Below are 22,217 nucleotides of genomic sequence, written 5' to 3' on the forward strand. Positions count from 1 at the left end.
TGACAGGTGGATGTCGTCATGCGGGACTCTTGAGGAAGGTTTGCCATGACGACTCGTCAGCCACTGTACAAATCCCTGTATTTCCAGGTGATCGTAGCCATTGCCATCGGTATTTTGCTCGGCCACTTCTACCCGCAGACCGGTGTTGCCCTCAAGCCATTCGGCGACGGGTTCATCAAACTGATCAAAATGGTCATAGCCCCCATCATCTTCTGTACCGTCGTCAGCGGCATCGGCGGCATGCAGAACATGAAATCGGTGGGCAAGACTGGCGGCTATGCGCTGCTGTACTTCGAAATCGTCTCCACCATCGCCCTGCTGATCGGCCTGGTCGTGGTCAACGTCGTACAGCCGGGCGTCGGCATGCACATCGACGTGGCAACCCTGGACACCAGCAAGATCGCCGGTTTCATCTCGGCCGGTAAAGACCAGAGCATCGTCGCCTTCATCCTCAACGTGATCCCGAACACCATCGTGGGTGCGTTCGCCAACGGCGACATCCTGCAAGTGTTGATGTTCTCGGTGCTCTTCGGTTTCGCCCTGCATCGCCTGGGTGCCTACGGCAAGCCGGTGCTGGACTTCATCGATCGCTTCGCCCACGTGATGTTCATCATCATCAACATGATCATGAAGCTGGCGCCTATCGGTGCGTTCGGTGCCATGGCCTTCACCATCGGGGCCTACGGTGTCGGTTCGCTGGTGCAACTGGGCCAGCTGATGATCTGCTTCTACATCACCTGCGTGGTGTTCGTGCTGGTGGTGCTGGGCGCCATCTGCCGCGCCCACGGCTTCAGCGTGGTCAAGCTGATCCGCTACATCCGTGAAGAACTGCTGATCGTGCTGGGTACTTCCTCGTCGGAATCGGCCCTGCCACGCATGCTGATCAAGATGGAGCGCCTGGGTGCCAAGAAGTCGGTCGTAGGCCTGGTCATCCCGACTGGCTACTCGTTCAACCTCGACGGTACTTCGATCTACCTGACCATGGCTGCGGTGTTCATCGCCCAGGCCACCGACACCCCAATGGACCTGACTCACCAGATCACCCTGCTGCTGGTGCTGCTGCTGTCGTCCAAAGGTGCTGCTGGCGTGACCGGTAGCGGTTTCATCGTACTGGCGGCCACCCTGTCGGCCGTGGGCACCTTGCCGGTGGCCGGCCTTGCACTGATCCTGGGTATCGACCGCTTCATGTCCGAAGCCCGCGCCCTGACCAACCTGGTGGGCAACGCCGTTGCCACGATCGTGGTTGCCAAGTGGGTCAAGGAGCTGGACGAGAACCAACTGCAGACCGAACTGGCTTCCGGCGGTCGCGGTATCTCCGACGTCCGTGAAGATGACGAGCAGATTGCGGCGGCGCAGATTGCAGCGGCAGAGTCCTCTGCTCCAGGCGCTGTGAAGTAAGCTACAGGCTGCAATGAAAAACCCGCTTCGGCGGGTTTTTTATTGCGCCTGAGTTCGCAAGATAAGTGTGCTTTTGTGCCAAGGGGATTTATCCCACACTCTGTGGGAGCAAGGCTTGCCCGCGATGAAGGCGATGCGGTCTTTCAGGATTGAGGCGCCTGTTTCGCGAGCAAGCTTTGCCCCCACAGCCCAGCGTCGCCACACGGATCTGTGCCAGCCATGAGCACAATCGTCATTCGATGTGACACCTGCGGTAATTGCCCCACCGCCAACCCCTGCCTAGTCTTTCACCATCACCCCTCGGAGATCGCTCATGCAAGGTCCACTGGCATCGCTCAAGGTTCTGGACTTCTCGACCCTGCTGCCCGGCCCGTTCGCCTCGCTGTTGCTGGCGGACATGGGGGCCGAGGTGTTGCGCATCGAGTCGCCGACCCGCCAGGACCTTTTGCGGGTACTACCGCCCCATGACCGGGGCGTATCGGCCAGCCACGCCTACCTCAACCGCAACAAGCGCAGCCTGGCCCTGGACCTCAAGCAACCGCAAGCGTTGGAGGTGGTCACGCAGTTGCTGGCGGACTACGACATCCTGCTGGAGCAGTTCCGCCCTGGCGTGATGGAGCGACTGGGCCTGGGGTATGAGGCCTTGAAGGCGATCAACCCACGGTTGATCTATGTGTCGATCACCGGCTATGGCCAGACCGGCCCCTATAAGGACCGCGCCGGGCACGACATCAACTACCTGGCCTTGGCGGGGCTGGCCAGTCATACCGGCCGCGCCGACAGCGGCCCACTGCCGCTGGGGATCCAGGCGGCGGACATTGCTGGCGGTTCGCTACACGGGGTGATCGGGCTGTTGGCGGCGGTGATTGCCCGTCAGCAGACCGGGCAGGGCCAGCACCTGGATGTGAGCATGACCGACTGTGTATTCAGCCTGAACGCCATGGCCGGTGCCGGTTACCTGGCCTGTGGGGTGGAACCGGGTTGGGAAAACCAGATGCTCAACGGCGGCAGTTTCTACGACTATTACCGCACCCGCGATGGTCGCTGGATGTCGGTGGGCAGCCTGGAACCGGCCTTCATGCAGGCGCTGTGCGGGGCTTTGGGACGACCGGAGCTGGCGGCCCAGGGGCTGTCGCCTCAACCCGAGCAACAGCGCATGCTCAAGCAGGCACTGCAAGCCGAGTTCGAGAAGCATGATTTCGCCGAGCTTTGCAGCTTGTTCGCCGGGATCGATGCCTGTGTCGAACCGGTGCTGAGTCTTGAGGAAACCATCAGGCATCCGCAGCTACAGGCTCGGGAGCTGGTGACACAGGTGCCCCGTGGCGATGGTTCGAGCCAGGCGCAGATGGCCTGTCCGCTGAAGTTTTCCGAAGGGTTGCCCGAGCCTCGGCATATTGGCGCGGGGCTGGGGGTGCATACAGATCAGGTGTTGGGAGAGTTGGGGTTCAGTGTTGAGCGGATTGCTCAATTGCGCAGTGCCCAGGTGATTTTGTAGTGCTTTCAAGTGCCCTTCGCGAGCAGGCTCGCTCCCACAGTGGATCCATGTACGACGCAAATCCCCCTGTGGGAGCGAGCCTGCTCGCGATAGGGCCAGTCGAAACTCTACAAAAAATTGCTATTCGACCCGCGTCTCTCCACTGAACACCAAGGTCTGTCGACAACTACGACACAAATATCGCCGTCCCTGGCGCACCAGGCTGTGGCGCTGGGCCGAAAACGGGAAGTCACTGCCGTCGCAGGGGCATTTGTAGATGTAGCGGGTCACGCTGCGGCGTTTGATTTCGTAGGTGTGGCAACGGTTGGGCGGCAGTTCGTACACCCCGCGCATGATCAGTTGCCATTCTTCGCCATGGGGCTGGATGCGCTCGCCAAACAGTTGGTGGGCGATCAGGTGCGCGACTTCGTGAGCGACGGTCTGCTTGAGGAAGTCTTCGGCGTTTTCCCGGTACAACTGTGGATTGAAGCGCAGCAGATTCTCATGCAGGTGCGCGACACCAGCCTTCTGGCCACGCAACTTGAGGCTGACCACCGGGCGCTTGAAAGGACGTTTGAAAAAGGATTCGGCTTGTTGGTAACACTCTTCGACGCGGGTATTGAGTTGCTCGAGCATGCTTTACGGGTCTCCAGAAATCCGAGTATGCCGCAAGCGTCGGCCGTTGCGAATCGTTCAGGCGCCCAGTGGTCGTTTCCACCCTCGCAAACACAGGGAGGCCGCCTTGCGGCGGCCTGTGTTGGCAGATCCTGCTTCTTATTGGAGAGCTTCAATCATTCAGTTGGTATACACCGGGCCGACGCCCAGCCCCCAGACGATGACCGTGAACGCCATGATTGCCACCAGCACTACCAGGCCGACGGCGAGCACCGAACTGGAAAACAGGAAACCTTCGTCCTGGGGAATGTTCATGAACGTTGGCAGACCCACATACAGCAGGTAGACCGTGTAGCAGATCGCCGCCGTGCCGACGATCATCCCCAGCCACATGTGCGGGTAGAGCGCCGCCAGGCCGCCGATGAACAAAGGTGTCGCGGTGTAGGTGGCGAACGCAACGCAACGGGCCAGGCTCGGATTGGCGTCATAGGTGCGGGCCATCCAATGGATGAAAGCGCCCATCACTGCCACACCGCCCAACATGGCCAGGTACGACATGATGGTCATCCACAGCGCGCTTTCCTGGGTGAGCATGACCGGTGGGCGATTGCCGATGACCCATCCTACCTGTGTGGTACCGATGAACGCCGACACGGCGGGAATAGCCGCCAGGATCAGCGTGTGGGTGAGGTACATGTGGCTGATGCTTTCCTCCTGATCGCCACGGATTTCTTTCCATTCTTGATCAGGGTGGGTAAAGAGCCCCACGACATGATGGATCATAGTCAGTCACTCCTTTGTTATTGCCATCGCCCCCCAACGGAGCGCCTACGGGCCAAATGGCCGGGTAAGTAAAGGTCTGTAAGTGTGTGCGACCTTATGTCGCAGTATAGAAAGGAGTCGCCGCGAGGGGGATGGGGGGCTTAGAGCAAATCGCGCTGTAGGCGATGGTGTTAATCGCCGATGGGTCTGTACATGACTTGGCAACGAAATTCACTTTGTGGCGAGGCGATTGTGGGAGCAAGGCTTGCCCGCGATGGAAGCGATGCGGTCTTTCAGAAACCGAGGCGTCTGTTTCGCGAGCAAGCTTTGCTCCCACAATCTTGACCACAACAGTGGTGCATCAAGCCTTCGCCGACGGCGGATTTTTGCGTAAAATGCCGGCCTTTCGTCACACCTCACGGATTTCGCGTCATGGGCACTCTTACGGTCAACCAGAACAAACTGCAAAAGCGCCTGCGCCGCCAGGCCGGTGAGGCGGTCGCCGATTTCAACATGATCGAGGACGGCGACAAGGTCATGGTCTGCCTGTCCGGTGGCAAGGACAGCTACACCTTGCTCGATGTGCTGATGCATCTGCAGAAGGTTGCGCCGATCAAGTTCGACATCGTCGCGGTGAACATGGACCAGAAGCAGCCCGGTTTCCCCGAGCATGTGCTGCCGGCCTACCTTGAGTCGCTGGGCGTGGAATACCACATCGTCGAGAAAGACACCTATTCGGTGGTCAAGGAACTGATTCCCGAAGGCAAGACCACCTGTTCGCTGTGCTCACGCCTGCGGCGCGGCACGCTCTACACCTTCGCCGACGAGATCGGTGCGACCAAGATGGCCCTGGGTCACCACCGTGACGACATCGTCGAAACGTTCTTTTTGAACATGTTCTACAACGGCTCGCTCAAGGCCATGCCGCCCAAGCTGCGCGCCGATGACGGGCGCAATGTGGTGATCCGCCCGCTGGCCTATTGCAGCGAGAAAGACATCCAGGCCTATTCGGATTTCAAGCAGTTCCCGATCATCCCCTGCAACCTCTGCGGCTCCCAGGAAAACCTGCAACGTCAGGTGGTCAAGGAGATGCTTCAGGAATGGGAGCGCAAGACCCCGGGCCGTACCGAGAGCATTTTCCGCGGCTTGCAGAATGTCATCCCATCGCAACTGGCGGACCGCAACCTGTTCGACTTCACCAACCTGCGCATCGACGAAAACGCCACGCCGCGGTTCGTCAATGTGGTGAACCTCTGACGAGGGCAAGGGCTTTATTCACGGCGCTCGCGGGCGCCGTTTTCATTTCAGGGAGAGGGCATGCGCGATTACAAGTGGTTACACGAGTATTGTCTGAACCGCTTCGGTTCGGCGGCTGAACTGGAAGCTCACCTGCCGGTTCCCAAGACCCCGGCGCAACTGCGCAAGATCAGCGACGACCGCTACCTCTCGACCATGGCGCTGCGGGTCTTCCGTGCCGGGCTCAAGCACAGCCTGGTGGACGCCAAGTGGCCGGCCTTCGAAGAGGTGTTCTTCAAGTTCGATCCGGAAAAAGTCGTGCTGATGAGCGCCGAGCACCTGGAGCGGCTGATGCAGGACGCACGGATCATTCGCCACCTGGGCAAGCTCAAGAGCGTGCCGCGTAACGCGCAGCTGATATTGGACGTGGCCCATGAAAAGGGCAGCTTCGGCGCGCTGGTAGCCGACTGGCCGGTGACCGATATCGTCGGCCTGTGGACCTATCTGAAAAAGCATGGCCATCAGTTGGGTGGCCTATCGGCACCGCGCTTCCTGCGCATGATGGGCAAGGACACCTTCGTGCCCAGCTATGACGTGGTGGCGGCGCTCAATGCCCAGGACATCATCGATAAAGTCCCCACCAGCCTGCGCGACCTGGCGACAGTGCAGAACGCCTTCAACCAGTGGCATGAAGAGAGTGGGGGACGGCCGATGAGCCAGATTTCGATGATGCTGGCGTATACCGTGAATCATTGAGATCGCATCGCGAGCAGACTCGCCCCACACTGGATCTGTGGCGTTCACAACACCTCTGTGGGAGCGAGCCTGCTCGCGATAGCAATTTATCAGGCGACGGAAATATCGCCTTCGCCCGCGAGTCGTCGATTCAACTGAAACCGCCACCGCACATACAACAACGCCGAGCAGAACACCGCCACGCTTGCCGCCATTTCCAGCGCGCCGAACAGCTGCCGGTTGGGATCATAGACCGCCAACGCGCCCTTGATGAAATACAGGTTCACCACAAAGCACATCCACGAATGCCCGCGGGCGCTGCCAGTGAGCATACCTGGCGCCAGGATCAACAGTGGCACCAGTTCGATCAGCAAAATCACCCAGGGCCGCGCGCCGTGCAGGTCGGCAACCAGCAGGTAATACCCGCTGAGCAACCCCACCAGGCCGAAAAAACACAGCAGGCTGAGGGTCCGGGCGATGCGCACGCGCGGTTCCAGCCACTGGATAGGAGGCAGGATCTTCGGCTTCTTAGCCACGGCCGTTCTCCAGCAACAGGGCGGTTTTCGCCAGGCGCGAACCCAGGGCCCGGCACAGCGCGACCTCATGTTCGTTCAAGCCGCTTTTACCGTCGGCCCCGGCGTGATGGCTCGGGCCGTAAGGTGTGCCGCCGCCCTGGGTGTCGATCAGGGCCGATTCGCTGTAGGGCAGGCCGGTGATCAGCATGCCGTGGTGCAGCAGCGGCAGCATCATCGACAGCAACGTGGTTTCCTGGCCGCCGTGCAGGCTGGCGGTGGAGGTGAATACTCCGGCCGGTTTGCCCACCAGGGCGCCGGTCAGCCACAGGTTGCTGGTGCCGTCGAGAAAGTACTTGAGCGGCGCGGCCATGTTGCCGAAACGGGTCGGGCTGCCCAGGGCCAGGCCGGCGCAATTCTTCAAGTCATCGAGGCTGGCGTAGAGCGGGCCTTGCTCGGGGATGTCCGGAGCCACCGCTTCGCACTCGGTAGAAATCGCCGGCACCGTACGCAACCTGGCTTCCAGGCCGGCCTGTTCGACACCTCGGGCGATCTGCCGGGCCATTTCGTTGGTGGAGCCGCTGCGGCTGTAATACAACACCAGGATGTACGGTGTGGTCACGGCAGGATCTCCAGGATCTTCTCCGGCGGACGGCCAATCACGGCCTTTTCCCCGGCTTCAAGAATCGGTCGTTCCATGAGTTTCGGGTGAGCGGCAATGGCCGCGATCAACTGGGCCTGGCTCAGGCTTTCGTCGGCCAGGTTCAAGTCTTTGTATTCGTCCTCGCCGGTGCGCAGCAGTTGCCGTGCTGTGATGCCGAGCTTGCCCAGCAGACGCTCCAATTGCGCAGCGTCGAGCGGGGTTTCCAGGTAGCGGACCACGGTGGGCGTCAGGCCACGGGCCTCCAACAGTTCCAGCGCACCGCGGGATTTGGAGCAGCGCGGGTTGTGATAAAGCGTCAGATCGGTCATGAGCGGGTCGCATCTTGCGTAAGGTGGCGGCTATTCTACTGTGCCGCGAAGTCCCTAGCACCTTAGAGAGGCGACGGGTCGCAGCAGCGTTCACATTCAGACAAGGATTGGTACATGACAAGGCGATTGACGGCGGCATTGATCTTCATGGGCAGCTTATTGCTCGCCGGCTGCGGGAACGACTACGGGGTGGACCAGAACGGTCAGGCCATCGCCTCGCAGCGGCTGGACAAACAGTGGGTGGTACTTAACTACTGGGCGGAATGGTGCGCACCGTGCCGCACCGAAATCCCGGAATTCAATGCCTTGGCCGAACAGCTCAAGGGCCGCAACGTCGGTGTGTTCGGGGTCAATTTCGACCAGGTGCAGGGCGAAGAACTCAAAAGCGCCAGCGACAAGATGGGGATTCGCTTCACCGTGTTGGCCCGGGATCCGGCCGAGATCTTCGATCTTCCTCGCAGCGAAGGGCTGCCGGTGACTTACATCATCGATAACCAGGGCAAGGTGCGCGAGCAGTTGCTGGGGGAGCAGACGGCGGCGGGGGTGATGGCCAAGCTTGAGGCGTTGCAAGCGTTCAAATAGCCCTGCTATGACAGGTGGGATACCTTGTGGCGAGGGGATTTATCCCCGCTGGGTCGCGAAGCGGCCCCAGATCTATTTGCTACTGCGGTGTGTCAGACGGGAAGCAGGGGCCGCTTCGCAGCCCAGCGGGGATAAATCCCCTCGCCACAGGGACCCATTCCAGATTCAGTTTTTTCGCCTTCCAGGCCTCAGCCTTCTTCCAGCCACCACCGCAGCGGCTTGCCCTGGGCCGGCCAGAAGCGCACTTGCTCGATGGGCGAGATGTCCCAGCGTTCGACTTTTTCCAGCGCCTGCAAAAAGCGCGCTTCTTGTTCCATCAGGGCTGGGGCACAGAGCTTGCGCGTGCTACCGATCTTGCCGAAGCTCAAACGGTGGCCTTCCAGGGTATAGGGCGCGAACCAGTGGTTGCAGCCGCCGTTGCCATAGGCGCGACCGTCATCCCCAAGGGTGATGGTCAGGTGGCTGTAGTCCATCAATGGCCGTTCGCCGATCCATTCCAGGATGTAGCTGCGGTTGTGTTGCAGTTGCACAGGTTCAGCGGCACACCCCATCAGGCTCAGGCCGATCGACGCGCACAGGGCCAAACGTTTCATCAGGCGGCTTCCCGGCATTTCGGGCACAGGTGTTTTTCACCGACGGTGGTCCAGCCCAGTTCGGCGATTCGCGCGGTGGCGGCCGGTTTCTCGGCCTTGACGCCGAGCTTGGCATCGACGGCGAATTCGAAGCTCAGTTCCTTGGCGCAAGCGTCACAGTTGACCTGCCAGGTATGGATCGCCAGTTCGCCGAATACCGGGCCGGTGGTCATGGCGGTCCATTGGCCCATGGGCTTGAGCAGGTGCCGAACGGTGTCCACGGTCAGGCGCATGGACAAGTCCTTGCTGCCCTTGAGCGTGACGAGCAACACATCGTTGGCCTGGATCGAACCGCCGTTGCCGGTGACCTGGTAACGGCCCGGCGCCAAGGCGCGGACTTCGGTCAAGGTGTGCTGCGGGTTCATCAGGGTGTAGCGGAAATCGTGTTCGGCCATGGGTCCTCCAAATAGGCGCGATATGCTAGCACGGGGCATGGCTTGGGACAGTTCGGATGCTGGTCAGGCGACGAAATCCACTGTGGGAGCGAGCCTGCTCGCGATAGCGGTGTGTCAGTCGACATTAATGCTGACCGATCTACCGCTATCGCGAGCAGACTCGCTCCCACAGGAGGTATGTGTTGGCTGATAGAGCGGGGTCAGCTATCCACCAGATTTTGTGGCGCGCCTTTCGCCCAGGCAGCGATGTTGTCCAGGGTCGTCATGGCAATCGCCGCCAGCGCTTCATGGGTCAGAAACGCCTGGTGAGCGGTGACGATCACGTTGGGGAAGGTCAGCAGCCGTGCCAGCACGTCGTCCTGCAAGGGCAGGTCGGAACGGTCCTTGAAGAACAACTGCGCCTCTTCTTCATAGACATCCAAGCCCAAATAGCCGAGCTGGCCGCTTTTCAAGGCCTCGATCAGGGCCGGCGTGTCCACCAGGCCGCCACGCCCGGTGTTGATCAACATCGCGCCGCGTTGCATGGCCGCCAGTGAATCGGCATTGATCAGGTGCCGGCTCTGTTCGTTCAGCGGGCAGTGCAGGCTGATGATCTGCGCTTGTGCCAGCAGATCGGCCAAGGGCAAGTAGCGAGCCCCCAGGGCTTCGACCTGCGGGTTGGGATAGGGGTCGTAGGCCAGCAACTGGCAGCCGAAGCCGGCCATGATCCGCGCGAACGTAGCACCGATCTGCCCGGTACCGATCACACCGACGGTCTTGCCCACCAGGTCGAAACCGGTCAGCCCATGAAGGCTGAAGTTGCCGTCCCGGGTGCGGTTGTAGGCACGGTGCAGGCAGCGATTGAGGGCCATGATCAACGCCACGGCATGTTCGGCCACGGCATGGGGCGAGTAGGCTGGTACCCGGACGATGCTCAAGCCCAGGCGCTTGGCGGCGAGCAGGTCGACATGGTTGTAGCCGGCCGAGCGCAGGGCGATCAGCCGCGTGCCACCTTCGGCCAGCCGCTCCAGCACCGGGGCGCTGAGGTCATCGTTGATGAAGGCGCACACCACTTCATGGCGTTCGGCCAGGGCCACGGTGTCGAGGTTCAGGCGGGCGGGCTGGAATTGCAATTGAAGGCCCGCAGGCGTCGGGGCCTTGGTGAAACTGTCGCGGTCGTAGGTCTGGCTGCTGAAAAAAATCACGCGCATGGCGGCCTCCTGGTAAAAACAAGCCCTACAGTCCGGGTAGGAGCATGGATTTTCAGCGATTCCGGTTCCAAGGGTATTGCCCTGGATCAGGCACTGATACGCGCTTCGCTCGCCAGGCGATTGATGGCACGCTCCAATTCTTCCAGGGCCGCGGCAGCCTTGGGGTCCTGTTGCTTGAGCAGGGTTTCGCTGCGCTGGCAGGCCGCACGCAACTGCGGCACGCCACAGTAGCGGGTGGCGCCGTGCAGGCGGTGGACCCGCTCGATCAGGGCGTTGTGATCGTTGGCCTCGCTGGCCTGGCGGATCGCTTCGCGATCGGCTTCCAGGGACGCCAGCAACATCGCCAGCATGTCCGCCGCCAGGTCGGCCTTGCCGGCGGCCAGGCGCAGGCCTTCCTCGTGATCGAGCACCAGCAGTTCGCTGCCGCCCTGGGCGTCGCCGCTGCGCTCCGGTGATTGGTTGCGCAGGGCCAGGCCGGTCCATTTGAGCACCACCTGGGCCAGTTGCCGTTCGCTGATGGGTTTGGTCAGGTAGTCATCCATGCCGCTTTGCAGCAGGGCACGCTTTTCGTTGGCCATGGCGTGGGCGGTGAGGGCGACGATCGGCAGCGGCGTGCAATGCCGCTCGCTTTCCCACTGGCGGATCGCCTCGGTGCTCTGGCGACCGTCCATGCCAGGCATCTGCACGTCCATCAAGACCAGGTCGAAGGTTTCTTTCTGCACGGCCTTGACCGCCGCGTAGCCGCTTTCCACCGCGAGCACCTTGGCGCCCATGTCTTCGAGCAGGGTCTGCACCAGCAGCAGGTTGGCCGGATTGTCATCCACGCACAGCACTTTGGGCGCGCGGCTGGCCACCGGTTCGTGGGGTTCGCTGCGGGTTGGTCGCGGGTTGACCAGATCGGAAAGCGAGCGGCGCAACTTGCGGGTGCAGGCCGGCTTGGCCTGCAACTGGCTGTGGGGGTTGGGCACCGAGAGGTGGTACAGGGTCTGTTCGGTAGTGGGGCACAGCACGAGCACTTTGCAGCCCAGGTGTTCAAGGTCCCAGATATGCTGGTTGAGGCGCTCCGGCGGCATGTCGTTACTGGTGATGCCCAGCACGGCCAGATCGATGGCCTGATCAGTCTGGTGGGCGACGGTGATGCCGTTGGTCAGGCTCTCCAGGGTATTGAACGGCGTCACTTGCAAGCCACAGTCTTCGAGCTGGTGCTGCAAGGCCTGGCGGGCCAGTTCATGATTCTCCAGCACCGCCACGCGCCGGCCCAGCAACGGCGGGCCAGGCAGGTCCTCGGCATCGTCACGGGTCTTGGGCAGGCGCAGGCTGATCCAGAATTCCGAGCCTTCGCCCGGTGTGCTGTCGACGCCGATCTCACCGCCCATCTGTTCCACCAGGCGCTTGGAAATCACCAGGCCCAGCCCAGTGCCACCCGGTTGCCGCGACAGCGAGTTGTCGGCCTGGCTGAACGCCTGGAACAGCGCCCGCACGTCCTGGTTGGACAGGCCGATGCCGGTGTCCTGGATGCTGATGCGCAACTGCACGCTGTCTTCGTGTTCGTCCTCGAGCATGGCCCGGGCGACGATGGTGCCCTCGCGGGTGAACTTGATGGCATTGCTCACCAGATTGGTCAGGATCTGCTTGAGGCGCAGTGGATCACCCACCAGCGACAGCGGTGTGTCCCGGTACACCAGGCTCACCAGTTCCAGTTGTTTGGCGTGGGCCGCGGGGGCGAGGATGGTCAGGGTGTCCTGCAACAGGTCCCGCAGGTTGAACGGAATGTTGTCGAGCACCAGCTTGCCGGCCTCGATCTTCGAAAAGTCGAGGATCTCGTTGATGATCCCCAGCAGGCTGTCGGCGGATTTCTCGATGGTGCCCAGGTAGTCGAGCTGGCGCGGGGTCAGTTCGCTTTTCTGTAACAGGTGGGTAAAGCCGAGGATGCCGTTGAGCGGCGTGCGGATTTCATGGCTCATGTTCGCCAGGAATTCGGATTTGATCCGGCTCGCTTCCAGAGCCTCCTTGCGGGCCAGGTCCAGCTCGATGTTCTGGATTTCGATGGTTTCCAGGTTCTGGCGCACGTCTTCGGTGGCCTGGTCGATGCTGTGCTGCAATTCTTCCTGGGCGTTCTGCAAGGTCCCGGCCATGCGATTGATGCCAGAGGCCAGTTCATCGAGCTCCTGGCTGCCCAGCGGTGGCAGGCGGGTTTCCAGATGGCCGTCCTTGAGTTGCGCCACGGCGTGCTTGATCTGGCCCAGCGGGCGATTGATCGTGCGGCCCATGCGCAGGGCCAGCAGCGCGGTCAGGCCCAGGCAAACGGCGATCAACAGCAGGCTGGCGAACATACTGCGATAACCGCTTAGCAACATGCCGCTGTGAGACAACTCCAGCTCGACCCAGCCCAGCAGGCGGTCGGCTTCTTCAGGAATCAGTTCGCCCGCCAGGTTGCGGTGCTTGCCGAAGACCGGCAGCAGATACCGCGTGGCATCGTTGCCGGTGCGTTGCTGCAACTGCGCACTGTTCCCTTCCGGCGCCCGGTTGAGCATCGTCGGGCCGGCGTGGGCCAGGGGCGTGCGGTCGGGAGCGAGCAGGGTCACGGCGCGTACGTCCGCTTGCTCCAGGGACTGGGTGGCGATGCGTTCCAGCAGATCGGTGTCCTGGCGGCTCATGGCCGGGGCGACCAGCGGCGCGAGCTGTTCGGCGATCATCTCGCCACGTTGCAGCAATTGGGCGTGCAGGTCCGATTGCTGCATCCAGGTGAAATAGCCGCCCAGGACCAGCGCCATCAGGCTGGTCGGCAACAGGGTCAGCAACAGCACGCGGCCTTTGATTCCCAGTTTCTTGAGCACACTTGTCTCCTGCATCCATCGGTCTGATTGAGCTTTGCGCGCATCCGGCACGCAATACCTGCGCAGTGTAGCGATTTGCGGGCGGGCGATCTTCGTAAAATTCATGTCGCCATGCCTTTGCTGCCGCGATACGCGGTGGTCGCCTCCTCGCCATGGATAGCAACCTGCAGAGCCTATGCCCTGACAAAGTCCTTAACGAATGATGCGTCGCAAGCAGCCTGTGTTTGAGCACTTGCGCCGTTAATAAAACCAATTCAGAAGCCTGGGTGAGCCTGCGAATGATCCGGATACCTAGACCAGTTTGTTATCAAGGCCATCGCTATATTCGGAAGCCGTCTATAAAACTGTAATTTCTGACAGGGCACGGGTTGCAAAACCTGACTCACTATATTTCGTGGCTCCCCCTCAGGCGTGAGGTTTACCTGGCATTTCGCCAAGAAACGCGAGATCGGACATGCGTCCGGCCCCAGAGGTAATTCAACGGGCTACAAGTTCGGGAGAACATGGCCATGAACAAAATCGTACCCTTGCACCCCGGCAGTCCGTATGAAGCCTTTGCTGACCAAGGTTTACTGGTTTTTCCGCCCCCAACCGGCATCGAGGTAGAGCGCTTTCCCGGTCCAGCCGTCCAACTGCCGGATGGAAGGATATTCATCGCGTTAATTAGGGCACCAGGCGTGCAATTGGAGCTGTGGCGCTTTACAGCGGACGGGATGCTCGATCAAGGCTACGGAAATGGTGGCGGCTTGCAAATTCCTGATTCGGGTTTCTTCACCGTTTCGGATGTTGCAGTTCTGGCGGATGGCAAAATTCTGGTCTACGGCTTGGGGCGGGAGCAGGATACCGCGCGCTTGATGCGCGTCACATCGCAAGGCGTGCTCGATTCTGGTTTTGGTGACGGGGGTTTTGCCTGGGCGCCGATACCCATTGGCATGAACACGACCACGAGGATCGCCCTCCTGCCCGATGGCCAGGTGATCTGCTCTGGCCATGGTCCGAGTTACTCGATTTCAACGTCGTGGCTCATGCGTTTCACTGTTAATGGCGAAATCGATCATTCATTCGGAGAGCAGGGCATTGTGCTTCTGGCTCCTGCGGGTCTACGCGGACCGCTGGCCGTCATGGCGAGTGGGCACATCCTCGCTACGGGAGTCATTGATGAGGGAAGTGCATTGGTCGCCAAGTACCGATTCGATGGAAGCCCGGAACCGACATTCGGGAGTGGGGGGTACGTCACTTTTGTGCGCATTGACGGGCGCCAAGCGGTCCTACACGCCCTCGCGTTGCAGCCGGATGGAAAACTGGTCGCGGCCGGAAGAATTGGCATCGATGGGATGCATACCACCGATGCAGTGGTCCTGCGCCTCAACAACGATGGAACCCTCGATGGCGCGTTCAACGACGGGCAACCGCTTGTGGCGATTGAGCTGGGCATCGACAGCGGGGACGCACGTGCTGTCGCCATTCAAGTTGACGGCAAAATCGTGGTAGGCGGACAGACTGCGGGGTTAGGTCAGGGGGTGCTCTTTCGTTTGGAGGAAAGCGGTGCCGTTGACTACGGCTTCGGCCGTCCAGACTTCGGTGCAAGCCTGGGATACCTTGGCTGGACACACACTCTCGAAGCTGGTTTTTTTGAGCGAGTCAGTCGCTTGGCACTGACCTCGGACGGCAATCTCCTGGTGTTTGGAACCACTCAGGTATACGAAGTACCGTTCGAGCGCCAGTACATCTCTAAATATTCGCTCTAGGAGCCCTCAGACTTGGGCTGGGGAGACTATGTCGCTGCTTGCTTATTCCCACAAGCCATAACGACCACACTTTGCGTGATATGGCCTTGCCAGGTTTGCCGGTATGATAGGCGCCCCCGCAGTCCGGATTGCGAATACGCCATGACTCTGCAGTACCCAACCATCGCCGATTGCGTCGGCAACACCCCGCTGGTCCGTTTGCAGCGCCTGCCTGGCGTGACCAGCAATACGCTTTTGCTCAAGCTCGAAGGGAATAACCCGGCGGGTTCGGTCAAGGACCGGCCGGCGCTATCGATGATTACCCGCGGCGAGTTGCGCGGGCAGATCCGGCCCGGCGATACGCTGATCGAGGCGACCTCCGGCAACACCGGCATCGCCCTGGCGATGGCGGCGGCGATCAAGGGCTACAAGATGATCCTGATCATGCCCGACAACTCCAGCGCCGAGCGCAAGGCGGCGATGACGGCCTACGGCGCCGAGTTGATCCTGGTGACTCAGGAGGAGGGCATGGAAGGTGCCCGGGACCTGGCCGAGCGCATGCAGGCCGAGGGGCGTGGCAAGGTGCTGGATCAGTTTGCCAACGGCGACAATCCCGAGGCCCACTACACCACCACCGGCCCTGAGATCTGGCGCCAGACCGACGGCACCATCACTCATTTCGTCAGCTCGATGGGCACCACCGGTACCATCATGGGCACCTCGCGCTACCTGAAAGAACAGAACCCGAACGTGCAGATCATTGGCCTGCAGCCGATGGAAGGCTCGGCGATCCCAGGCATTCGTCGCTGGCCCGAGGAGTATCTGCCGAAGATCTACCAGGCCGAGCGCGTGGACCGCATCATCGACATGGCCCAGAGCGAAGCGGAGGACGTGACCCGTCGCCTGGCGCGTGAAGAAGGCATCTTCTGCGGCGTGTCTTCCGGCGGTGCCGTGGCGGGCATGCTGCGCCTGTCCAAGGAAGTTGAGAATGCGGTGATCGTCGCGATCATCTGCGACCGTGGCGACCGTTATTTGTCGACCGGCATTTTCGACGCGCCCAACTGATGGCCAAGCAAGAAAGAGGCTTGCGCTTCCAGCCCAGCGGCGGAAGCCGGGCCCCGCAAGTGCCCACCGGTAAAAAACAGCGCCTGACCATCGAGCGCCTGGCCAATGATGGCCGGGGCATTGCCTTTGTCGACGGGCGTACCTGGTTTGTCATCGGCGCCCTGGCCGGTGAGGAGGTCGAGGCGCGGGTGCTCGGGGCCCATGGCAAGGTGGTCGAGGCGCGCACCGAGCGGGTGTTCCTGTCCAGTGAACTGCGTCGCGCGGCGCCGTGCATCCATGCCGGTCGTTGTGGCGGCTGCAGCGTCCAACATTTGCCCCATGCCGAACAACTCGCCCTGAAACAGCGCATGCTCGCCGAGCAGTTGTCTCGCGTGGCCGGGGTGGAACCGGATGAATGGGCCGCGCCATTGAGCGGGTCGGAATTCGGTTACCGACGTCGCGCCCGGGTGGCGGTGCGTTGGGACCAGAAAGCGAAAAAACTCGAAGTCGGTTTCCGTGCCGCCGGCAGTCAGGACATCGTTGCCATCGGCGATTGCCCGGTGCTGGTACAGCCCTTGCAGCCGATCATGAGCCGCTTGCCGGAGATGCTCAGACGCTTGAGCAAACCCCAGGCGCTGGGGCATGTGGAGTTGTTCGCCGGTTCGTCCCTCGCGGTACTGCTGCGCCATATGGCGCCGCTGTCGGAGGCCGACCTGACGATCCTCAAGGACTTCTGTGGGTTTCATGAGGCGCAGTTGTGGCTGCATGGTGAAGGCGAGCCGCAACCGGTCGATCCAGGGCGAGCCTTGGGTTATCGCCTGGAAACCTGGGGCCTGGAGCTGGCTTACCGGCCTGGGGATTTCATCCAGGTGAACGCTGCGGTCAACGAGGCAATGATCGCCCAGGCGCTACAATGGCTCGCGCCGCACGCCGAGGAGCGAGTGCTGGATCTGTTTTGCGGCCTGGGCAACTTTGCCTTGCCGTTGGCCAAAAGCGTGCGCCAGGTGGTGGCCGTCGAAGGCGTGCAGACCATGGTGGAGCGTGCGGCGGCCAATGCCGTCAGCAACAATTTGCATAACACTGCCTTTTTTCAGGCCGATTTATCCCAGCCTCTGGCAGATGCCGAATGGATCGGCGAAGGCTTTTCTGCGGTACTCTTGGACCCACCCCGTGACGGTGCTTTCGAGGTGGTGCGCAAGCTGTCGTCCCTGGGTGCCAAACGGTTGGTTTATGTATCGTGCAACCCGGCAACTTTGGCCCGGGATACGGTCGAACTGATCAAGCAGGGCTACCGGTTAAAACGTGCCGGGATTCTCGATATGTTTCCTCAAACGGCGCATGTCGAGGCCATGGCGTTATTTGAAGCGAGCCAGGATGGCTTGTCCGACTGACCCGTTCGTGCCAACCCGCCACAGCCCTGGGCGCAAACACGGGCATGAAGGTCAGCGAAGTTGACGCATTGAATCTGCGTCGTAGGGAAGGTAAGTAAAGATGGTACAGGTGAGAGCACACCAGCCGATCAACACCGACGGCAGTATCAATCTCGAGGCTTGGCTCGATCATGCGGTCAGCGTCGACATGGCACTGGATCGCGAAGCCTTGAAGGCCGCCTGCGAGTTTGCTCGCGAGGCGGAGCAGCAACATAACGCGGCGAAGAACCTGTGGTCTGAAGGCACCTCGAGTTTCCAGACGGGCCTGGAGATCGCCGAAATTCTCGCTGACCTCAAGCTCGACCAGGACTCCCTGGTAGCGGCGGTGCTGTACCGCGGGGTGCGTGAAGGTCAGATCCAGCTACCGGTGGTCAGCCAACGTTTCGGCACGGTGGTCGCCAAGCTGATCGACGGCGTGCTGCGCATGGCCGCTATCAGTGCCAGCCTCAGTCCGCGCCAGTCCATGGTGCTGGGCACCCAGGGCCAGGTGGAAAACCTGCGCAAGATGTTGGTGGCAATGGTCGACGACGTGCGCGTCGCGCTGATCAAGCTGGCCGAGCGCACCTGTGCGATCCGCGCCGTGAAGTCCGCCGATGACGAAAAGCGCAATCGCGTCGCCCGGGAGGTGTTCGACATCTATGCCCCCCTGGCCCACCGTCTCGGCATCGGTCACATCAAGTGGGAGTTGGAGGACCTGTCCTTCCGCTACCTGGAGCCCGACCAGTACAAGCAGATCGCCAAGCTGTTGCATGAGCGGCGCCTGGATCGCGAGCGCTTCATCACCGATGTGATGACCCAGTTGCGCGAAGAGTTGCAGGCCACCGGCGTGGAAGCCGACATCAGCGGCCGGGCCAAGCACATCTACTCGATCTGGCGAAAAATGCAGCGCAAAGGCCTGGAATTCAGCCAGATCTACGACGTTCGCGCCGTTCGCGTACTGGTCCCGGAAATGCGCGACTGCTACACCGCGCTGGGGATCGTCCACACCTTGTGGCGGCACATTCCCAAGGAGTTCGACGACTACATCGCCAACCCCAAGGAAAACGGCTATCGCTCGTTGCACACCGCCGTGATCGGCCCCGAGGGCAAGGTGCTGGAAGTGCAGATCCGCACCCATGCCATGCACGAGGAAGCCGAACTGGGCGTCTGCGCCCACTGGAAATACAAGGGCACCGACGTCAAGTCCGGGTCCAACCACTACGAAGAGAAAATCTCCTGGCTGCGTCAGGTGCTCGAATGGCATGAGGAGCTGGGCGATATCGGTGGCCTGGCCGAACAGCTGCGCGTCGACATCGAGCCGGACCGGGTCTATATCTTCACCCCCGACGGCCACGCCATCGACCTGCCCAAGGGCGCGACACCGCTGGACTTCGCCTACCGGGTCCACACCGAGATCGGCCACAACTGCCGTGGCGCCAAGATCAATGGGCGGATCGTGCCGCTCAACTACAGCCTGCAGACCGGTGAGCAGGTCGAGATCATCACCAGCAAGCACGGTACGCCGAGCCGCGACTGGCTGAACCCGAACCTGGGCTACATCACCACATCGCGGGCGCGGGCGAAGATTGTCCACTGGTTCAAGTTGCAGGCCCGCGACCAGAACGTCGCCGCCGGCAAGACCCTGCTCGAGCGTGAACTCGGTCGCCTGGGCCTGCCCCAGGTGGACTTCGACAAGTTGGCCGAAAAGGCCAACATGAAGACCGCCGATGACATGTTCGCCGCCCTCGGTGCCGGCGATCTGCGCCTGGCGCAGTTGGTCAACCTGGCCCAGCAGCTGGTGGAACCGGAGCGTGGCAACGAGCAACTGGAGCTGATCCCGCGCAAGGCCACCGGCTACAAGCCGGGCAAGCGCGGCGACATCCAGATCCAGGGCGTGGGCAACCTGATGACCCAGATGGCGGGCTGCTGTCAGCCATTGCCGGGGGATGCGATCGTCGGCTACATCACCCAGGGCCGCGGCGTGAGCATTCACCGCCAGGACTGTGCCTCGGTGCTGCAACTGGCCGGTCGCGAACCGGAGCGGATCATCCAGGTCAGCTGGGGCCCGGTGCCGGTGCTCACCTATCCGGTGGACATCGTCATCCGTGCCTACGACCGATCCGGCCTGCTGCGTGACGTCTCCCAGGTGTTGCTGAACGAGCGGATCAACGTGCTGGCGGTCAACACCCGTTCGAACAAGGAAGACAACACCGCGCTGATGTCCCTGACCATCGAGATTCCGGGGCTGGATGCGCTGGGGCGGTTGCTGGGGCGGATTTCCCAGTTGCCGAACATCATCGAGACCCGGCGGAATCGGACGCCGGGTTGAGCCCAGTCTAAAAATGTGGGAGCGAGCTTGTGGGAGCAAAGTCTGTGGGAGCAAAGCTTGCTCGCGATAACGGTGAGTCAGTCTCCAGATGGGCTGGGGGCCACTACCACAATCGCGAGCAAGCTTTGCTCCCACAGACTTTGCTCCCACAGGCTTGCTCTCATTGGGTTATTTCCCACAGGGCTTTTTTGTAATGGGATGGATTGATGTACAGCCTTGAAGACCTGCTTCACCTGATGAACCGCCTGCGAGACCCGCAGTACGGCTGCCCGTGGGACCTCAAGCAAACCTACGCGACCATCGTCCCCCATACCCTGGAAGAAGCCTACGAAGTGGCCGATGCCATCGAGCGTGGCGATTTCGATCATTTGCAGGGCGAGTTGGGCGACCTGCTGTTCCAGGTGGTGTATTACAGCCAGTTGGCCCGGGAAGAAAACCGCTTCGAATTCGCCGGCGTGGTCGACAGCATCACCCGCAAGCTGATCCGCCGCCATCCTCATGTATTTCCTACCGGTGACCTGTATGCGCCCGTGGATATCCCGCGCCTGAGCGAAGAGCAGGTCAAGCAGCGCTGGGAAGAAATCAAGGCAGAGGAACGGGCCGAGAAAGCCTCGGCGCCCGAGCAATTGTCGCTGCTCGACGATGTGCCGGGGGCGCTGCCGGCGTTGTCCCGTTCGGCGAAGCTGCAAAAGCGTGCCGGCCAGGTCGGTTTCGACTGGCCAGGTCCGTTGCCGGTGCTCGACAAGGTCCGGGAAGAACTGGATGAAGTCCTCGAAGCCATGGCCGATAACGATCCGATGGCCATCGGTGATGAGATCGGCGACCTGCTGTTCAGCGTGGTGAACCTGGCCCGCCATCTGAAAGTCGATCCGGAAACGGCCCTGCGTGGCGCCAACGGGAAATTCGAACGCCGTTTCCGATTTATCGAACAGGCATTGCGCGACACCCACCGTCCCATGGAAGATTGCACCCTCGAAGAGTTGGACGCCTTGTGGGGCGAAGCCAAACGTCAGGAAAAGAATTTGCCCAGCTGTGGCTGAGGCCGTTGCCTAAGTGAGTAAGCACCATGAGCCTTTCCCTTCGCGACCAGTTGCTCAAAGCAGGACTGGTCAACCAAAAGCAGGCCAAGCAGGTCGGCAAAGAGAAACAGAAGCAGCAACGCCTGGCCCATAAAGGCCAGATCGAACTGGATGACTCCCAGCAGCGCGCGGCCCAGGAAGCCATGGCCGAGAAGGTCAAGCGCGACCAGGAGCTCAATCGCCAGCAGCAGGAAAAGGCCGAGCAGAAGGCCCGGGCCGCGCAGATCAAGCAATTGATCGAAGTCTCGCGCCTGCCGAAGCTGACCACCGAGGACTATTACAACTTCGTCGACGACAAGAAGGTCAAGCGCATCTCGGTCAATACGCTGATGCGCAACAAGTTGAGCAGTGGCTCGCTGGCGATCGTCCACCATGCCGGCGGCTACGAAGTGATCCCGCGTGAAGCGGCCCTGAAGATTCAGGAGCGCGACCCCCAGCGCATCGTTCAGCTCAATACGCAGACCGAAGAAGTGGATGCGGATGATCCGTACGCGGCGTATCAGATTCCGGATGATTTGATGTGGTAAGCCGGACAGCAAGCTAAACGCAAAAGGAACATCTGCAGAGATCTCTAGGAAAACTGTGGGAGCAAAGCTTGCTCGCGATAGCTGAGTATCAGGCAATATCTTTCTGTCTGACACAGTGCTATCGCGAGCAAGCTTTGCTCCCACAGGTTCATGGGGGTTCTGTCGTTCAGGATTCTGCCATTTCCCGCGAGCGCAACCTTTCCTCGCGCTCCAGCTCAGCCTTGTAGTTATGAGCATCGGTCTCGGAGTGGAACATCCCTACCAGCAAATCCTGTTGATGCACATCCCAGATCCGGATACCGGCGGCAATGCCTTCGTGGGACATATGGGCGTCATCGCGTTCAGTTACTTTCACAGTCATCTTGCAAGCTCCAATCTCTGTTATCTGCAGCAAGGCGTGTGCAGGACTTTGTTATAGATTTGGATAGTGTGCTAAGTAAATGCGTCGGCGCGTTAAGAAGTTTTCATGGAAATCGCAGCCATCCTGCAGGCCAGGCGGTGCGCGGCATTCGGTCGCAGGGGGGCTTTCATGAAGAAAATTTCATGTTGCAGGCTGCCCCACTTTTTCCTTGGGAGCCAAACCTGTGGGAGCGAGCCTGCTCGCGATGGCGGTGTGTCAGTCAATAGTGAGGTTGGCTGATGCGACGCCATCGCGAGCAGGTTCGCTCCCACAGGTCTATTTCCAACAGGTTTGTGTGGTGGTCATGAAATCCAGGCAAAAAGAAGCCCCGCATGTGCGGGGCTTCTTGGTGTTGGCTTCAA

The 22,217-nt window shown here is 61.0% G+C and carries 21 protein-coding genes; 11 read left to right on the forward strand and 10 right to left on the reverse strand.

The genetic code is table 11. The annotated features are described in order from the left end of the window. Positions 1-45: 45 nt before the first annotated feature. Entirely contained in the window at positions 46-1,398 is a 1,353-nt protein-coding gene (locus tag DTP52_RS14380; RefSeq protein WP_109753947.1) for a dicarboxylate/amino acid:cation symporter, read from the forward strand. 313 nt (positions 1,399-1,711) lie between these two features. Continuing rightward, positions 1,712-2,893 (forward strand): CaiB/BaiF CoA-transferase family protein, encoded by a 1,182-nt coding sequence (locus DTP52_RS14390; protein ID WP_109753948.1) that lies wholly within the window; start codon positions 1,712-1,714, stop codon positions 2,891-2,893. Between the two features lie 120 nt (positions 2,894-3,013). On the opposite strand, the gene DTP52_RS14395 is transcribed toward DTP52_RS14390, so the two are convergent. Both DTP52_RS14395 and DTP52_RS14400 read right to left on the reverse strand, forming a co-directional pair. After that, a complete protein-coding gene (locus DTP52_RS14395; RefSeq protein ID WP_109753949.1) occupies positions 3,014-3,508 on the reverse strand; it encodes a SprT family zinc-dependent metalloprotease in 495 nt (164 codons plus the stop codon). A gap of 159 nt (positions 3,509-3,667) precedes the next feature. Beyond that, positions 3,668-4,270, reverse strand: coding sequence for a Yip1 family protein (locus DTP52_RS14400; protein WP_039591896.1), 603 nt, complete (start codon positions 4,268-4,270; stop codon positions 3,668-3,670). A 411-nt stretch (positions 4,271-4,681) separates the two neighbouring features. On the opposite strand from DTP52_RS14400, the gene ttcA reads away from it, so the two are divergent. Both ttcA and DTP52_RS14415 read left to right on the forward strand, forming a co-directional pair. After that, complete coding sequence (gene ttcA / locus DTP52_RS14410; protein ID WP_003204698.1) at positions 4,682-5,506, forward strand: tRNA 2-thiocytidine(32) synthetase TtcA; 825 nt, start codon at positions 4,682-4,684, stop codon at positions 5,504-5,506. Between the two features lie 60 nt (positions 5,507-5,566). After that, the gene (locus DTP52_RS14415; RefSeq protein WP_109753950.1) at positions 5,567-6,241 is read left to right on the forward strand and encodes a DNA-3-methyladenine glycosylase I; all 675 of its coding nucleotides are present in this window, start codon (positions 5,567-5,569) and stop codon (positions 6,239-6,241) included. A gap of 89 nt (positions 6,242-6,330) precedes the next feature. On the opposite strand, the gene DTP52_RS14420 is transcribed toward DTP52_RS14415, so the two are convergent. From DTP52_RS14420 to arsC, 3 genes are read right to left on the reverse strand one after another with little or no spacing between them, the layout of a single operon-like run. Beyond that, positions 6,331-6,756 (reverse strand): DUF2069 domain-containing protein, encoded by a 426-nt coding sequence (locus DTP52_RS14420; protein ID WP_109753951.1) that lies wholly within the window; start codon positions 6,754-6,756, stop codon positions 6,331-6,333. After that, positions 6,749-7,354, reverse strand: coding sequence for an NAD(P)H:quinone oxidoreductase (gene wrbA, locus DTP52_RS14425; RefSeq protein WP_109753952.1), 606 nt, complete (start codon positions 7,352-7,354; stop codon positions 6,749-6,751). Before wrbA ends, DTP52_RS14420 begins: the two co-directional genes overlap by 8 nt. Further along, positions 7,351-7,704, reverse strand: a complete 354-nt coding sequence (gene arsC / locus DTP52_RS14430; protein WP_072411837.1) for an arsenate reductase (glutaredoxin) — start codon at positions 7,702-7,704, stop codon at positions 7,351-7,353. The genes wrbA and arsC overlap by 4 nt, the downstream gene beginning before the upstream one ends. Positions 7,705-7,818: 114 nt before the next feature. On the opposite strand from arsC, the gene DTP52_RS14435 reads away from it, so the two are divergent. Continuing rightward, on the forward strand, positions 7,819-8,286 hold the full coding sequence (locus DTP52_RS14435; protein ID WP_109753953.1) for a TlpA disulfide reductase family protein: 468 nt from the start codon (positions 7,819-7,821) through the stop codon (positions 8,284-8,286). A gap of 188 nt (positions 8,287-8,474) precedes the next feature. Here the strand turns inward: DTP52_RS14435 and DTP52_RS14440 are convergent, their stop codons facing one another. From DTP52_RS14440 to DTP52_RS14460, 4 genes are all read right to left on the reverse strand, one after another. Then, complete coding sequence (locus DTP52_RS14440; RefSeq protein WP_109753954.1) at positions 8,475-8,879, reverse strand: META domain-containing protein; 405 nt, start codon at positions 8,877-8,879, stop codon at positions 8,475-8,477. Beyond that, on the reverse strand, positions 8,879-9,313 hold the full coding sequence (locus DTP52_RS14445) for a hypothetical protein (protein WP_053124325.1): 435 nt from the start codon (positions 9,311-9,313) through the stop codon (positions 8,879-8,881). The genes DTP52_RS14440 and DTP52_RS14445 overlap by 1 nt, the downstream gene beginning before the upstream one ends. Before the next feature lie 200 nt (positions 9,314-9,513). Continuing rightward, complete coding sequence (locus tag DTP52_RS14455; protein WP_109753956.1) at positions 9,514-10,503, reverse strand: 2-hydroxyacid dehydrogenase; 990 nt, start codon at positions 10,501-10,503, stop codon at positions 9,514-9,516. Between the two features lie 86 nt (positions 10,504-10,589). After that, positions 10,590-13,340, reverse strand: a complete 2,751-nt coding sequence (locus DTP52_RS14460; RefSeq protein WP_109753957.1) for a response regulator — start codon at positions 13,338-13,340, stop codon at positions 10,590-10,592. 509 nt (positions 13,341-13,849) lie between these two features. Here DTP52_RS14460 and DTP52_RS14465 point away from each other — a divergent pair. The 6 genes from DTP52_RS14465 to DTP52_RS14490 all read left to right on the forward strand — a co-directional run bounded on the left by DTP52_RS14465 (position 13,850) and on the right by DTP52_RS14490 (position 21,455). Next, positions 13,850-15,088, forward strand: coding sequence for a hypothetical protein (locus tag DTP52_RS14465; RefSeq protein WP_158285164.1), 1,239 nt, complete (start codon positions 13,850-13,852; stop codon positions 15,086-15,088). Positions 15,089-15,229: 141 nt separating this feature from the next. Continuing rightward, entirely contained in the window at positions 15,230-16,132 is a 903-nt protein-coding gene (cysM, locus tag DTP52_RS14470; RefSeq protein ID WP_109753959.1) for a cysteine synthase CysM, read from the forward strand. Further along, positions 16,132-17,502 (forward strand): 23S rRNA (uracil(1939)-C(5))-methyltransferase RlmD, encoded by a 1,371-nt coding sequence (gene rlmD / locus DTP52_RS14475; RefSeq protein WP_109753960.1) that lies wholly within the window; start codon positions 16,132-16,134, stop codon positions 17,500-17,502. The genes cysM and rlmD overlap by 1 nt, the downstream gene beginning before the upstream one ends. A gap of 100 nt (positions 17,503-17,602) precedes the next feature. Beyond that, on the forward strand, positions 17,603-19,849 hold the full coding sequence (relA, locus tag DTP52_RS14480) for a GTP diphosphokinase (RefSeq protein WP_109753961.1): 2,247 nt from the start codon (positions 17,603-17,605) through the stop codon (positions 19,847-19,849). A gap of 206 nt (positions 19,850-20,055) precedes the next feature. Then, positions 20,056-20,889, forward strand: a complete 834-nt coding sequence (gene mazG, locus DTP52_RS14485) for a nucleoside triphosphate pyrophosphohydrolase (RefSeq protein WP_109753962.1) — start codon at positions 20,056-20,058, stop codon at positions 20,887-20,889. Positions 20,890-20,915: 26 nt separating this feature from the next. Continuing rightward, positions 20,916-21,455, forward strand: coding sequence for a DUF2058 domain-containing protein (locus tag DTP52_RS14490; RefSeq protein WP_058542577.1), 540 nt, complete (start codon positions 20,916-20,918; stop codon positions 21,453-21,455). Between the two features lie 166 nt (positions 21,456-21,621). Here the strand turns inward: DTP52_RS14490 and DTP52_RS14495 are convergent, their stop codons facing one another. Then, positions 21,622-21,816 carry a hypothetical protein gene (locus DTP52_RS14495; protein ID WP_109753963.1) on the reverse strand — a complete coding sequence of 65 codons (195 nt, stop codon included), beginning with the start codon at positions 21,814-21,816 and terminating at the stop codon, positions 21,622-21,624. Between the last annotated feature and the right edge of the window lie 401 nt (positions 21,817-22,217).

Origin of the sequence: Pseudomonas sp. 43mfcvi1.1 (assembly GCF_900115935.1) — a bacterium.
Taxonomy (GTDB): domain Bacteria; phylum Pseudomonadota; class Gammaproteobacteria; order Pseudomonadales; family Pseudomonadaceae; genus Aquipseudomonas; species Aquipseudomonas bijieensis.

Excerpts from the sequence above, each read along its gene's own strand:
- DTP52_RS14380 (WP_109753947.1), top strand. The coding sequence starts at position 46 with ATGACGACTCGTCAGCCACTGTACAAATCCCTGTATTTCCAGGTGATC.
- DTP52_RS14390 (WP_109753948.1), top strand. The coding sequence starts at position 1,712 with ATGCAAGGTCCACTGGCATCGCTCAAGGTTCTGGACTTCTCGACCCTG.
- DTP52_RS14395 (WP_109753949.1), bottom strand. The coding sequence starts at position 3,508 with ATGCTCGAGCAACTCAATACCCGCGTCGAAGAGTGTTACCAACAAGCC.
- DTP52_RS14400 (WP_039591896.1), bottom strand. The coding sequence starts at position 4,270 with ATGATCCATCATGTCGTGGGGCTCTTTACCCACCCTGATCAAGAATGG.
- ttcA (WP_003204698.1), top strand. The coding sequence starts at position 4,682 with ATGGGCACTCTTACGGTCAACCAGAACAAACTGCAAAAGCGCCTGCGC.
- DTP52_RS14415 (WP_109753950.1), top strand. The coding sequence starts at position 5,567 with ATGCGCGATTACAAGTGGTTACACGAGTATTGTCTGAACCGCTTCGGT.
- arsC (WP_072411837.1), bottom strand. The coding sequence starts at position 7,704 with ATGACCGATCTGACGCTTTATCACAACCCGCGCTGCTCCAAATCCCGC.
- DTP52_RS14435 (WP_109753953.1), top strand. The coding sequence starts at position 7,819 with ATGACAAGGCGATTGACGGCGGCATTGATCTTCATGGGCAGCTTATTG.
- DTP52_RS14440 (WP_109753954.1), bottom strand. The coding sequence starts at position 8,879 with ATGAAACGTTTGGCCCTGTGCGCGTCGATCGGCCTGAGCCTGATGGGG.
- DTP52_RS14445 (WP_053124325.1), bottom strand. The coding sequence starts at position 9,313 with ATGGCCGAACACGATTTCCGCTACACCCTGATGAACCCGCAGCACACC.
- DTP52_RS14455 (WP_109753956.1), bottom strand. The coding sequence starts at position 10,503 with ATGCGCGTGATTTTTTTCAGCAGCCAGACCTACGACCGCGACAGTTTC.
- DTP52_RS14465 (WP_158285164.1), top strand. The coding sequence starts at position 13,850 with ATGAACAAAATCGTACCCTTGCACCCCGGCAGTCCGTATGAAGCCTTT.
- cysM (WP_109753959.1), top strand. The coding sequence starts at position 15,230 with ATGACTCTGCAGTACCCAACCATCGCCGATTGCGTCGGCAACACCCCG.
- rlmD (WP_109753960.1), top strand. The coding sequence starts at position 16,132 with ATGGCCAAGCAAGAAAGAGGCTTGCGCTTCCAGCCCAGCGGCGGAAGC.
- relA (WP_109753961.1), top strand. The coding sequence starts at position 17,603 with ATGGTACAGGTGAGAGCACACCAGCCGATCAACACCGACGGCAGTATC.
- mazG (WP_109753962.1), top strand. The coding sequence starts at position 20,056 with ATGTACAGCCTTGAAGACCTGCTTCACCTGATGAACCGCCTGCGAGAC.
- DTP52_RS14490 (WP_058542577.1), top strand. The coding sequence starts at position 20,916 with ATGAGCCTTTCCCTTCGCGACCAGTTGCTCAAAGCAGGACTGGTCAAC.
- DTP52_RS14495 (WP_109753963.1), bottom strand. The coding sequence starts at position 21,816 with ATGACTGTGAAAGTAACTGAACGCGATGACGCCCATATGTCCCACGAA.